The sequence below is a fragment of the Legionella quateirensis genome (assembly GCF_001467955.1).
Lineage (GTDB): Bacteria > Pseudomonadota > Gammaproteobacteria > Legionellales > Legionellaceae > Legionella > Legionella quateirensis.
Window position 1 is genome coordinate 400,970 of record NZ_LNYR01000006.1, and the last position, 13,653, is coordinate 414,622.

Below are 13,653 nucleotides of genomic sequence, written 5' to 3' on the forward strand. Positions count from 1 at the left end.
GCTTTTATATCAAGCATGATGGGCTTTTTTAGCTCGAATAAGTCATAGTAAACTCCGATTCTAACTTCTCAATAATGGGTCTATGACCCAAAATCCTGTAATTAAGCCAGGCAATTGTTCTGTTAGAAAAATCAGTTAATGAGCTCTAATTTAGGATGCCACTAAATATGGGAGGGGTACCCAGTTTCCACTAACAAACAGTGCATTCCTAATCAAATCCAATAACTAACTGCGATCATGATGTTATTGGTATTTTGATTAATACGAGCATTTCCGTCAGTATCTATCAAGCCATAAATACTGGGTATTGGGAGGTTAATAGAATTTCCATAATGTACATAATTATATTCTGTGCGTAATGTCCAATTGTTCATAAAAGCCCATTCGATACCTGCGCCTATTAGCGAGCCTGCTGTGTTCTTATGTTTGGAGTAATAATCTTCTCCTTCATTGGTGTAGGTCAAGCGTACGTTTGCAAAGCTGGCTCCAGCTGTTACATACGGGAGAAGTTGGTTTTTATTCCAATTCAGGGCAGGACCCAGTCGGCCCTTTATCGAATAGTGCATTTGATTCTTAAGTATGAAGCGATCAGATACTTCGGGATTATTAGGGCAGTTGCAATCTAAAGTGTTATCTTTTCTCGTGTTAAAGAAGAGATTTGCTTCTATACCGGATACAAGATAGTTGGGGAATTGGTGCGTGAATCCCAATTGTATTCCAGGAGAGTAGGTCGTGAACTCTGCATTGGTATTACAAATTCCATCCGGATTAGTAAAACCTAACTGTTGTGCTTTTAATTGAACGTTGCTAAAAACAAATCCTTCATTTACTCCTAGATAAAATCCGGTCCAATTATTTAACAAAGAGTTAGAAGATGAAGGATGATTTGCATAAGCCAGGTCAATTAGGACACTTACTAGTATAACCCCCTTAATCAATTTCAAATATTTATTCATGGGGCTATTACCTTCAAAGGATTAGAGACGATACCATTCTTTTTGCCAATGATGGTACAGGAACCATTTTTACCATTCATTTTCAGATAAGTTTGAGTTGAGGTTTGTCCAATGTGACATGTGACATTACCTGTCTGGTTGATAATGGTATAAATGGTAGGTCCAGATCCTGGCACTGGCAACGGTCCAAGGATAACAGGTCTGCCACAACAAACAACAGCAGGATTCACTATAGGTGATCCATTTACTGTAGCCGGTATGTCAACGGAGGAAGGAGAGGGTGGGGGGGGCGCAGGATAGCCTAGGAAATTAAATTGCACATAAGTAGGGGCTCCGACTGGTAAATAGGAAAGGGTATAAAGTGGAGTTGTTCCCATAAATGTGGCGGGATTGTCTGTAAATGTGACGGAATCAAAGGTACCTGTAATTCCCGATGAAGTGAGAATAGTGTAAAGGCCAGGCTGAGTGTTTGGAGCCAGATTGATTTCTAAAGTGCCTGCTAGCGATGCGGGTCCATTAACGGCGACCAAAGAAGTGCCATTGGTGTTGATGTCGATATGAACAAGGCTTCCAATGCCACCTCCTGATGCTGAGGAGTTTAGAGACAAGCTGCCTAGGGTGAGCGTTGCCCCTGTGTCTGGTGAAATCGTTCCGGAGTTGGCATTGACGGCTCCTGTCAAGGTTCCACTGCCACTAAGAGTACCTCTTTGCGAACTGAGGTTGCTGTTTCTACAGACAGAAATTGATGCTTGATTGATCTGTCCATTGACTTTGAAATTCGCATTATCGATTTTAACCGTCCCTGGATAATCGGATGCTCCGTTGTAAACAACGGTTCCATTTCCTCTAATAAAGACACCGGTTCCTCCAGTGCCAAAAACAGTATCATCGGTAAATGCGACCTGATCTCCAAGTGTCAATAGATCTCCAGCATCTTGTGCCAGGAATGTGAGAGAAGAACCCGTGCGCAGAAAAATACTAGTTCCCATAGCTGAGCCATCGAAGCCGTCCGAACCTCCTGGTCCACCAGTTCCATGAATTCCTGCTTGTACCGTGTTGTTTGGAGTATTGAAGGTGGTTGGAACTCCCGATAGTGCTTGTACTGTGAAATTTAGATTGCTGTCCACAAAGATAGCAGCGCCGAGACCGCTTCCTCCTCCACCTCCTCCGCCACCGAAGCCCGATCCATAGGAACTGGCTCCCAATCCTCCGGCTCCTCCACCGAGATTACCTGTATCCACTCCACCGAAAGCAGTTGGACCATTAGAGGGGCCACCTCCACCTCCTCCCCCTCCGCCGGAAGAGTTGCCGCCTTCCGCGGACGTCATTCCCGATTGGTTGACTCCGCCACCACCTCCACCACCGCCAATACCTCCCGAACCACCTTGTACAGTATAGGAATAGGGTGAGTTATCATAAGCTCCAGTACCAGCGCCACCACCACCGCCACCGGCATAACCAGCAGTCCCCGAGTGCCCATCAATGTCATTTTGTACGGGATTAAATATGACGACTCCACCACCGCCGCTTCCCGCACCATCACTTCCATTGCCTCCGGAAGGATCGATATTCTGTCTGCGTAAGGGGGGGGTCGAGCCTTGAGGATTGAGGCCATTCATTCCTGCGTTTCCTCCGCCTCCGCCTCCTCCTGAAGGTGTGCCACTCCCTCCACCGCCGCCGCCTGCATTAATTCCGCCAGAATTACCTCCTCCTCCAGAACCTGCAGGAATGTTGAGACCATAGCCGTTCCCATCGAGCCCGGGGTTGTTATCCGCTCCTCCATCTCCGAGATTGGTTAATAATCCCAGGGTAGCGCGAGAACCTATGCCACCACCACCGCCACCCCCACCGCCGGCGCCAGATGGATCGGATGTCGAAAGTGTGACATCACCTCCATTACCACCAAAACCGCCACCTCCTGCACCACCAGTAGTTCCTGTGGTTGTAATAGAGCCTCCATTTCCACTGAAGCCACCGCCGCCGCCTCCTCCTTCATCACCTGTAGACATCAGGGTAAAATAGTTTCCTCCATTTCCGCCAACCGCAGAGCAGTTGCGTATCAATACATTCAACAAGGTAATTGCAGGATTTGAACCATTTAAAAATGTTCGAGGTGCGTAAATAGCTCCTCCGGCACCCATACCACCACCACCGCCAGAAATTCCGTTTCCGCCATCGCCTCCTTTTGCGGTCAGGTTTTGAAAGATCATATTTTGGATCGTTACAGTTCCTGTAGGAATAAAAAACCCGCTGTAAGCGCCGTTGTTACCGTCAATTGTGACCGTAAAGTTGGGGGTAGGATTGCCAATTGTAATGTTTACAGGATTTGAGGAGTTATTAATAATCGGCAGAATTCCATTGAGTTGTATCGTCATAGGATGATCAAAAACAATGGCGTAATCATCAGGTGCCGTATTTAAATTTTGATTCATTGTATTCAGAAAATATCTCAGCTCCCCATTTAATCCGAAACCACCCGGGTCATTATCTGTGTTGTCTGTAACAATGAGTGTTGTTAAGGCGAATAAAGAAGGTGAGGCGAAAAGAAAAAAACAATAAATCCAATCCTTGAGTTTGAACATGAAAAATCCTGTAATTTTTTTTGTTGAGCATCGTAATATGTTAAAAAAAATAATTCAATGCCAACCACTCTGATGAGAGAAGTATATGATTTTCAATGAATAATTTATTCGTCTGGGGGAGTAACGCTGACGGTACACAATAATATATGCGTTCTCATTTTTATAAACAAAAGTCAATTTCAACCGCATAGTTCAATTTGAATTTCAAGATTCAGGGTATGTCCTCAGTGAGGCCATAATTCTGTTGGTAATTTTGGGGGGATTTGAGCTACATTTGGCCCTTAGTCATAAAGGAGAGTTGGTTTGCTTTTCTTGCTTATATTAAGGTATGGGCCTGTTTCTAGGCACAGATTAGGGAGCTATTTTTGTATTCATAGTTCCTTACATGGCACTTTTTTCTTTGATATTTTTGAATTATTTGATATCCTTCGCCTGTTTTAAAGAACTAACCTCAGATGGAACTGGAAAAAATATGGAAATTGAAATAAGAATTTTATGTGCTTTCTTATTATTGTCTAGCACTTTAAACGCAGCACATTCAGCCTCAGAGTTTTTAATCCCTCGATATAAAAAATGGCTCAATCCCATTCTAAAAGTCATTCATCAATACGATCTTTCTTTATTTGAATTTCCTTTATCTAGAGATAGAACAAGTCTGACTTTTTACTTGAATTTTAAACACTCTCCTGCTGATCTGCTCAATCAAAATTAGATAAAAAATGGAATCGTCGGATCATCATCTGACTTATAAAATCAAGTTCATAATCAAGGAATATAATATGTTAAAGCGACACACTATTCTTAGTCTTTTAATTCTGTTCAATTTGATGCATACAACGAATTGCTTGGCTGTATCTGTTAATGAATACTCTCCTGATAATAAACCTCAAACATATAAAACAAGTTTCAATTGTGATAAAGCCAGAACGAATATAGAACATGCTATTTGTCACTCTAAAAAACTCGCAGATGCAGATCGCGTACTTTCAAAACTTTATTATCAACTTGAGGATAAACAGCCCTCTGCTTTTGTGAATCGACAAAAAATGTGGTTAAAAGAGCGAGATTATTGCATTTCCTCGCTAAATTTGGAGCACTGTTTACTGAATAAATATCAAGACAGGATTTTGCTTCTCAAGAATTTAAAATTATCTGTTTCATCAAAAGACATTCAAGCTGATGAGCCTAAAGAAGTGAGCCATCCGGTTTTACCTGTTTTACAAAAACATAACATCTCATTAGAAAAGGTGGTTTATTCACAAGATAGTAAATGTCCTACTTTTCATGTGAAATTTAAAATCTACCCGCTAAGCACGCAACTCGATGAATATTCTAAAAAAGCTTACTCTGAAATATTGGAAGCCAACTCATCATTTCCTTACGCGTTAGTCGATGAGGAGAGTGATTTTAAAGTCAACGTTGGATTTAGTGATAAAGCTAAAACTCATATTACAATTCGCCCCGCTGAAGTTTCGTCTCCTACCACTTGCCTGGATGGTAGTGTCAGTCCTGATGCGGAACATTATACGGTAATTGCACAAATGAAAAAGCAGATTCTAAATTCACCATTTAAAGCAAGGTTACACCAGAACGATGGAGGAGAGATTATTGCTTATTTATACGCAATAGACGAAAAAACTATTTCATACGATTATTATGGCTGCACCAATGGCATCAAATTAAGAGCCAAAGCAAAAACAGGTCATTATTACATCTATTTATATGATGAAGTTACAGACTATTTTTATCCAACTCGCATTCCTGTTTTCAAAGGTGACAAGCCAACTATTATGGGTATTGAAGGAGCATCTTTCGTTACTTTTCCTGCGAATGGTGATGTTAAGACAGACACATTGGTAGTAAGTCAACGTGATAATTGTGACGAGAGTTTTTATGAAACTTTTCATCTTTGGGAAGATCAAACCTCATTGCAAAAACGTAATTCTTTTCATCACTATTCACATCTGGGATTTTACTTGAGGGAGAATAAAAATAGAATGCAACATTTCTTGTAAATAGCCCTTAAACCCAAGAACACTTAGGTGAATCCATGTTGGGTCGTATTCGGCCCAGCTTACCTCACTACGTGTCAGACCTGAGCCAACCCTCAATATATTTGATAGTCTCATCAATAGTATTAACTGCCTGTTCGACGAGTGGATTAAATAATTCATGTTGTCCTGATTTCCAATATCGTTCGACATACTGGCAGGCATATTTCATTCGTGTTGTACCCAAATAAAGTGCTCCACCTTTAATTTTATGTGCCAGTTTTTCAACTTCATCGTATTTATGGGTTTTATATGCTTGATGCATTTGAGCTAAATCAGTAGGGAGATCTTTAATCATTAAGGACAGGAGATCGTTTACCATGTTTTTCTGGCCACAGTTTTTCAATGCTACTTCAATATCCAGGATAGGGAATTGGTTTAATTGAAACAGCTCGTCATTACTGTCAGGCAGGTCGTGTCTTGCTTTGGTAGATTTTATCTCTGGTAGATTGCGTCTTTTGTGAGTGAAGGTTTTAATCACATCCATTGCATGGGCTTGAGTAAGTGGTTTAGTGAGTACGGCATCCATTCCTGATTCGATACATCGTTTTCTGCTTTCATCACCACCATGTGCTGTCAGGGCAATAATAGGGGTGTGTTTTTTATCACTAGGCATCGTTCTAATATGACGTGTCACTTCATAACCATCTATTCCATTTCCTAATCCTATATCCATAAAAATCAGGTCGTATTGATTTTTCTTACATAATTGAAGAGCCTGGTTGCCATTAGATGCAATATCAACCTTACAGGATAGTTGGGTTAAAAGAGCGCGAGCAACGGTTTGAGCAATAAAGTTGTCTTCAACCACCAGTACATCAGTCATCAATTGAGGTGTTGTCTGTTCAGTTGGTTTTGGTGTTCGAGATAAAGGGTGGGGTAGTGGTTGCATGAAAGGGCGATCCATTTTGGATTCATCTGTCTCATCAATCCCAGAATCATCATCCAACAGTGGCGCTTGAAAAGGAAATAAACACGTAAAACAGGTTCCTTTCATGGGTTCACTTTTAACATAAATTTCACCACCTAACTCATCAACAAATTGCTTAACTACATACAGTCCTAGACCGGTTCCTTTATAAATTCCTTGATATGATGGAGTTAACCTTTTGAATTGCAGATAAATTTCCTGTTGTTTTTCTTTAGGTATGCCTATACCCGAATCAGTCACAGTCAGTTTAATTACTAATTGCTGGCTTTCTTTCTTAGCCAAGGATACATGGACTAATACATGACCCACATCAGTGAAGTTCAGGGCATTACCAATTAATTCGAGAGCTATACGATGCAAGCGGATTTTATCACCGATAACAAAGCAGGGAAGATTGGGATCTAGGGTGAGAGATAGTTTTAAATGCTTTTCATAAGCTTTAGCCTGGTAAAGGGCAACCACTTGTTCCAGTGTTCGTTTCAGATTAAATTTGCGTTTTAGCATCGGGATTTCCCCGGAGCTAACCTTGACTGCTTCCAAAACTTCATCCATTAAATTAAGTAGAGCATGACTGGAAGCTACCAGATTAACTGCATACTCCTTAATTTTTGGTTCAGTTGATTCTGATTTTATAATTTCAGAAAAACCTACAATTCCTGAAAGAGGTGTTCGGATATCATGGCGCATGTTTTCCAGAAATTCTGTTTTTACCTTATTTGCTGCCTCAGCTGCTTCTTTAGCTAACGTTAATTCCTCTTCAATTTTCTTGCGATCTGTAATGTCTAAAGAAAATCCGATTAAGCCAACAGTTTCATTTTTGCTGTTTTTTATGGGTTGCTTTTGGGAAAGAAATATTCTTTTTTCTCCTTGCGGGGTAATAACGGGTTCCTCAAGGATTTCAGGAATACCCGTTCGCATGATTTTATTATCTGTATCATCAATAGCCTTTGCCGTAGCCTGATCGTTAAGAACTTGATAAATAGTTTTTCCCACAAAACCGGTACCGTCGTGATCAAATAATTTGATTTGATTCGTGCTGGCGCCCATGTAGACCCCTTCAGTATTTTTCCAGTAAACATATGAAAAGGGCATGCTATTAAATAACAGTTCAATAATATCGGAGTTATCGGCAATGGTTTTGGGTGATTTCATGTGCTTTATTTTCCCATACTTATTTAATTAGCTTAGTTTATTATTCAACAACCTGCTAATCAGGGGACCTGTAGAAACAGCCTGGCTGATAGCAGATTCCTAAAGCTTTTGAACCGTATACGGTTGCTTTAAACCAGCTATCCAGGCATACCAGAAAAATGGTATTGGCAACATGCTGATTGATGCTATATAAAAGTCATAGATTTAGGTGTCAGTATGTTGTATCTTTTTGCTTTTGATCCAACCATTCACGATTATTATCCTCGACCTGGTTAGTCCAAAATGGTTATGGCGTTCAGATTAATTTATCACCGTTTGTATTTACTTATTTACAAGGACTTTTATGAGATTTCTCAAGTTACAACATTTCTTATTATCCCTGGGTATGTGTTTTATTCATTCTCTTTACGCCGGAACTATGGGGGAGACTCATCATCCCTTAACTGCTGGGAAATGGAATTTGTCTTTAGATGGTGGTGCTGGCTATACGCGATTTTCTGACCCCTCAAAAGTCCTTCGACTTGGTGGTATCAATCTCCAAGGGAATCCCAATATCTCTGGAGTTCTAGGTGTAGGCAATGATTATTATTTTAATAGGTTATTTGATACCCACTATTTCTATGGTGCTAGTATCAATTATGCGTACACTAATAATTTGGAGTGGGGTTTAGAGTTTGAAGGAAGCTTTGCAGGAAGCCAACGATATCAACGTAATACTGCTGTTGGATTTTTGGACCAAACTTATAGTAAATATCAATCATTTTCCGGGTATTTACTAAGCACCTTTTACTTTGATTCTAACTTTACGTTGGCCAATAAGACCATTTACCCGTTTGTAGGGGCTAAAGTTGGCGGCAGCTATCGACCAGAAATAATTGCCTCGAATGATCGCTTAAATGGTGTGCCAGTTACCTTCGGTAGTGAAACCACCACTATATTTTATAAAACCAGTTCCAGTATCTCCGGTGGATTGTATATGGGCTTATTGATGAATATTCAGGACAGTCTTTCTGCTTTTGTAAAAGTGGGTATCATGGCCAGTGATGGTTTATTAGGAAACAACCTAATTGAAAAGATGGTGGCCATTCGTCCTATTCAAAGAGCAAGTATCAGTAACTCGGGTGGAATCATATCTGTTCCAGTAATGATTGGGATAAAAAAATTCTTTGAGTAAATTCTTTAATATCGTCCCTTACTGTTTGAACGTGCCTGATTGATGATCTCCAGGCACGCTTTTAAATGGGATTTCTCGTGACACAGAAGCACTGTGACTAGAAGTCATGGAGGAAGGGTATGGCCTCTCTAGGCGTATGAATGGTAATGAGTGCCTGGAGAAACGATCCACCAGGCTCTCTGAGTGCTCTGTATCATGCTTGTGTGTCACGAAGAATGCTGCTTCGCTATAAGTTCTAATACGATTAAACAGTTAAGCCTATGCTTGCAAATGGTCCATAAAAAGAAATAGATTTTTCTTGTGCAGAGCTGGTCAAATCTCGGCGGATGTATGCGTTTTCATAATAGGTGCCAAAAAATCCGGCTCGTAATACAAACTGCTTGTCTCTATTCATGGTAAAAGCTTTTTCTAAAGCAAATTTTATATCATAGAAAGGAATCGTTGTATGTCGATTATTTGTTCCGTCTACAGCAGTTAAAAAAGGAAAACCAGAGGTATTAATTGCTGAAGCTTGTACATCTGTTGTACCAACTAATAACCCGGTTTCACCCATAGCATTGAGTTTAATATCTTTGAAAAGAGGGTAAGTAACTTTTATCCCAATGGTTGGACCAAGGGCCTTGGTATCAGATTCAATTAAATGTGTGAGGCTAGTTCCATTATTCATGCCATAGAAGGATTTGATCTCCGATGCGAGTTCGGCGTAACGTAACCCCGCCAGTAACTTTAATGATAACTGCTGCCATTGAATTAAATAACCTGTGTTTAATTCATATGCATCATAATTATAATTAAGGGTTGCATGTGTCTGATCGTAAATATTGGCTTTTAATATAGGCTGCGCTACTTCGACAGTGGTAATTCTACCAACCGCATGATGAGGCCCATCGGTATAATTTTGATTAAAATTTACATATGAGAACGCAATATCATTTGTATCATTAGTGAATAGATAGGACGTATCGATACTAAAACCTGACGAATAGTCCGATTGAACTGAAAGTGGAGTAACACTGGCATGTGTTCCTTGTAGCGCGGTGATGGATGCATAATCACTGGTAGCCCCTGATGGGCGCCAATACAACCAACTGACATCAAATGAAAACCTCTGCTTTGATTGAATCCCTTCTATTCCGTCTGCGCGTGCTGCATTCAAACAAAATAGCATTACAATTAATAAGTTGATAAGTCTCATGATGAAAAATCCATATTTTTTTTATTGATATAACCTTACTTTCTACTCAATTTAAAGAGAGTGATAAGAAGTAAACAGGACTTATGAAAAACCCTAAGGTCAAAGCAAAACTCAATTTTTGATGAGGGAGTGTAGATTAACTAAATGACTGAATCAAAAATTGAGTTTAACGAATAGATTGGTGTTTTTCATAAGTCCTGGAGGCATCATTCTACACTGGCAACACTGCAAATCAACTTTAATTTATCCCTCTTTCGCATTGAGGGAATCGTGTTACCTTGCTTTAAACGGGTGACTTGCCAGTGAGCGAATGCCTTTTTTAGGATTGGAGCAGAGTGATATTGGATCATAAAAAATACATTATGTTCAAAATAGAAAAACTATGGTATAGTATCGGCCTTCAGTGATAGGGAGGTGTGTAAAGATGACTGTGTATCTATTTTTGTATAATGTTGTAGCCATTAAAGCCACCCTGTCTCAAATTGCATATGATGCAGATTCACAATTTATATTAATTGGCAGTGAATATTGTCTTGATAAACTCTCAGAAACCAATAAATCTTTTTTTCATAAAACTCATCAGGTAACGCGAAATTTTCATCAAATTGATTTTCATGAAGTTGAAACAATTCTACTGAGTTATCTTAAAGATCATGAAGCTGGCTCAATTCGATTGTTAACAAATGAGGACAGCACTCAACTTGTTTGCGCTCAGTTAAGAGAAAAATACCGGATACCAGGTAGCACTACAGAGCAGGTTCTACCCTATGTTAATAAAGCGGTTTCAAAAAATAAATTGCTAGGGCATATTAAATCGCCAGAATTTGTCTTATTCGATAAACAAGCATATCAAGAGAATAATGAGCGTTATATTCAAAGCGTCATAGATCAAATTGGCTTTCCCATGTTCATTAAACCCGTGGATTTAGTGAGTAGCATAGGAACTTATTATATCCCTGATGAACTGACCTTTCGTAAGGTTTTGGAATGCATACATCAAGAACCTTGGACTTTTGAAATCGATCAGTTTATTGATGGTGATTTATTTCATTGTGATGCAGTGGTGCATGATAATGACATTGAGTTTTTTATGGCAGGGCGATACGCAAATCCTTTAGCTAAATTTTCTAAAGGAAGTCCAATGGGAAGTATTCCTGTTAAGGACGAATCATTGTTTGAAGATCTAAAAGCGTTTAGCCACAGCATTTTAAAATGTTTAGGGATGTTTTCATCGGCCTTTCATATTGAAATTTTTCAGGACAAAAAAACGGGTGAGTTAATCTTTCTTGAGGCCGCAGCCCGAACTCCTGGCGCTTTAGTTCCTGAAATGTATGAAATGATGTTCGATCAAAATCTTGAGAAACTGCATTATGTTGCTCAAATGAATTCAATACGTGTTTTAGGTATTCATCCAACACCATATCACGCGGGTTGGATAACGTTTCCTCAGATTAAAGGAACACTGGTAGATATCAATAAACCACAGATTAATATTAAAAATAATACCACTTACTTTGTTACATCCGGAGAAACCTTGAAACAAGCCAATAGTCTTTTAGACAGCTCCTGTAGTGTGGTTTTTTGGGATGAATCGTATCAGAACATTGAAAACACTTTTGAGTTTCTTAAGCATCATCAACTCTTAAAATTCAATGAATGATGGATGAACTGCGTGAGCCTGTTTTTTAGTCCAACATCTCAAATTATCGACACAACGAATAAAATATTTTAAACTTGCGCCTGAAATTGTTCCGAAATACACCGATCACTTTTTAAAGTATTGGTGAACAGTCAAATGCATGCAGCAAGTACTTCATTGAATAGCATCTCGGTTAGTTTGCTACTTAATAAATCTCTGCATTAATCATGATCTAAAAGAGTATACGAATTGCTTTGAGACTTTATACACGATAAAGGCTTGTTTTGGTTTATAAAGGAGTAACCATGAAATTCTTCTTTTCAAAAGACAAGAAGATTCAAACAGTACCAGCCACTGAGATCCCAAAAATAAGTGATATCAGTACCTCATTTCTTATTGAAACAATTGCTTCTTTATTAATGAACAGTGTTATTACACATCATGCTGAATCGTATAGAGAAGATGAATATACGGGTAAAAGCAAACCTCCAATTACTATTGAGCACTATCTACTCCGGTTTTGTACCTATCTTATTAATGAGCCGAGTATCTATATACTATTAGTGATTTATTTAAATAAATATTTAGAGAAGGTTCCTGATGCGTCATTAAACGAAATGAATGTACACCGATTAACTGCCTGTTCGTTACTTTTGGCTTATAAACAACTTATGGACTTAAGATTTGATAATCTTTTTGTCTCAAGGGTTGCGGGAGTCTCATTATCAGAACTGAATCTATTAGAAATAAACTTTCTGAAAATTCTGGATTTTGAGACACACGTTCCTATAAAAGATTTTGAAAAATGCTATCAACGTCTATATGAACATGCTCTTTATGTTAAACTGGAACAATCAAATAGCGTTTCACCGAGTGCATAAACTGACGATGGTGGTCATGTAATAAAGAGAACGTTTTTCCAGACTAACAGGTTTAATGATAACTCAATGAGTTAGGTGTTGAGGCGATCAAAAGCTCCTGAGTTGGTGCTCAAATACCCACCTGGATCAGCACTTTAGTTCTCCGAACCACTCAAAATCATTTAAATTATACAGAATTCCATGATTAACAAAGAAAAAAAAGATAAATTGACGGAACAAATGAGTGCCTTGCATATTGATGAAAAGGATCTTATTGAAAAATTTATACTGGGTAGCGGCAGTGGTGGACAAAAACTCCAGAAAACTGCATCAACCGTTTATTTAAAGCATCTCCCAACTGGCTTGGAAATAAAATGTCAGGAATCCAGAAGTCGAGAGGATAACCGATATTTTGCAAGAGTGAGGCTTTGTGAACAATTTCAAGCTGCCTTCAGTAATGAAAAAACAAAAAAACAACAACGCATGGAACAGATTAAACGTCAAAAAAAGCGACGCGCGCGAAGATCCAGTAAAAATCACGGTCTTTCTCGTGCTATCGATAGTGATTGAACTCCCTAAGACGATTTAAAATCCTCCTGGATTCCAGCTAATATCATCAGTAATCATAAGCATATATTTGAATGGTCCGATGTATACGTTTTGTGTCTTTATGGGTTGAAGCTCGTAAGTTAATTGTTCTTTAGATAGTTTGGGGTTTGACGCTATGGCTACCAGGTCTTGGCGTTTACCTTGTGCATCAACTAAAACAATGGCCACATTCGGTGGATTTGTTTTAAAATTATTTTTTATTTCATCGTTCGTCCAGAATGAATTAAATTTTGCAAGTTTCATTATGCCTGATTTTCTAACTGGCCGATCTGAAAAATAATTCACATATTTGGGCGCATGTTGTATCGTTAAAAGGTAATGATTATTATTCACTTTTTTAAGGTTTCCTTCTGTAGCTGTTTGGAAAAACAAAAAGCTTTCATTAGCAGAAAAGGCAACACCACAAAATATCATCAGTGTAACTAATAATAATTTTTTCATAGCTAGTTCCTCTTAATAGGATTATCGAACTTCTTTTTTTATATAAACATCCAGGATAATTTA

Annotated in this window: 11 protein-coding genes; 6 read left to right on the forward strand and 5 right to left on the reverse strand. The window is 38.9% G+C overall.

Going from position 1 to position 13,653, the window contains the following annotated elements; all coding sequences use genetic code 11:
* Nucleotides 1-212: 212 nt before the first annotated feature.
* Together Lqua_RS04145 and Lqua_RS18865 are read right to left on the reverse strand one after the other, a co-directional pair.
* Nucleotides 213-956 carry an outer membrane protein gene (locus Lqua_RS04145; RefSeq protein WP_058473009.1) on the reverse strand — a complete coding sequence of 248 codons (744 nt, stop codon included), beginning with the start codon at nucleotides 954-956 and terminating at the stop codon, nucleotides 213-215.
* Nucleotides 953-3,538, reverse strand: a complete 2,586-nt coding sequence (locus tag Lqua_RS18865) for a hypothetical protein (protein WP_058473010.1) — start codon at nucleotides 3,536-3,538, stop codon at nucleotides 953-955. Before Lqua_RS18865 ends, Lqua_RS04145 begins: the two co-directional genes overlap by 4 nt.
* Before the next feature lie 472 nt (nucleotides 3,539-4,010).
* Here Lqua_RS18865 and Lqua_RS04155 point away from each other — a divergent pair, with 472 nt between their 5' ends.
* Together Lqua_RS04155 and Lqua_RS04160 are read left to right on the forward strand one after the other, a co-directional pair.
* Nucleotides 4,011-4,250, forward strand: coding sequence for a hypothetical protein (locus Lqua_RS04155; protein ID WP_133141097.1), 240 nt, complete (start codon nucleotides 4,011-4,013; stop codon nucleotides 4,248-4,250).
* Between the two features lie 67 nt (nucleotides 4,251-4,317).
* Nucleotides 4,318-5,553 (forward strand): lysozyme inhibitor LprI family protein, encoded by a 1,236-nt coding sequence (locus Lqua_RS04160; RefSeq protein ID WP_058473012.1) that lies wholly within the window; start codon nucleotides 4,318-4,320, stop codon nucleotides 5,551-5,553.
* Between the two features lie 67 nt (nucleotides 5,554-5,620).
* Here Lqua_RS04160 and Lqua_RS04165 read toward each other — a convergent pair whose 3' ends face one another.
* Nucleotides 5,621-7,672, reverse strand: a complete 2,052-nt coding sequence (locus tag Lqua_RS04165; RefSeq protein ID WP_058473013.1) for a response regulator — start codon at nucleotides 7,670-7,672, stop codon at nucleotides 5,621-5,623.
* A gap of 343 nt (nucleotides 7,673-8,015) precedes the next feature.
* On the opposite strand from Lqua_RS04165, the gene Lqua_RS04170 reads away from it, so the two are divergent.
* Nucleotides 8,016-8,846, forward strand: a complete 831-nt coding sequence (locus Lqua_RS04170; RefSeq protein ID WP_058473014.1) for a hypothetical protein — start codon at nucleotides 8,016-8,018, stop codon at nucleotides 8,844-8,846.
* 244 nt (nucleotides 8,847-9,090) lie between these two features.
* On the opposite strand, the gene Lqua_RS04175 is transcribed toward Lqua_RS04170, so the two are convergent.
* Nucleotides 9,091-10,041, reverse strand: coding sequence for an Lpg1974 family pore-forming outer membrane protein (locus Lqua_RS04175; RefSeq protein WP_058473015.1), 951 nt, complete (start codon nucleotides 10,039-10,041; stop codon nucleotides 9,091-9,093).
* Between the two features lie 424 nt (nucleotides 10,042-10,465).
* Between Lqua_RS04175 and Lqua_RS04180 the strand changes: the two genes are divergently transcribed.
* From Lqua_RS04180 to Lqua_RS04190, 3 genes are all read left to right on the forward strand, one after another.
* Nucleotides 10,466-11,701, forward strand: a complete 1,236-nt coding sequence (locus Lqua_RS04180; protein WP_058473016.1) for an ATP-grasp domain-containing protein — start codon at nucleotides 10,466-10,468, stop codon at nucleotides 11,699-11,701.
* A 284-nt stretch (nucleotides 11,702-11,985) separates the two neighbouring features.
* A complete protein-coding gene (locus tag Lqua_RS04185; RefSeq protein WP_058473017.1) occupies nucleotides 11,986-12,561 on the forward strand; it encodes a cyclin family putative virulence effector in 576 nt (191 codons plus the stop codon).
* Between the two features lie 180 nt (nucleotides 12,562-12,741).
* Nucleotides 12,742-13,110, forward strand: coding sequence for a peptide chain release factor family protein (locus tag Lqua_RS04190; protein ID WP_058473018.1), 369 nt, complete (start codon nucleotides 12,742-12,744; stop codon nucleotides 13,108-13,110).
* Nucleotides 13,111-13,125: 15 nt separating this feature from the next.
* Here the strand turns inward: Lqua_RS04190 and Lqua_RS04195 are convergent, their stop codons facing one another.
* Nucleotides 13,126-13,590 (reverse strand): hypothetical protein, encoded by a 465-nt coding sequence (locus Lqua_RS04195; protein ID WP_058473019.1) that lies wholly within the window; start codon nucleotides 13,588-13,590, stop codon nucleotides 13,126-13,128.
* Nucleotides 13,591-13,653 lie beyond the last annotated feature (63 nt).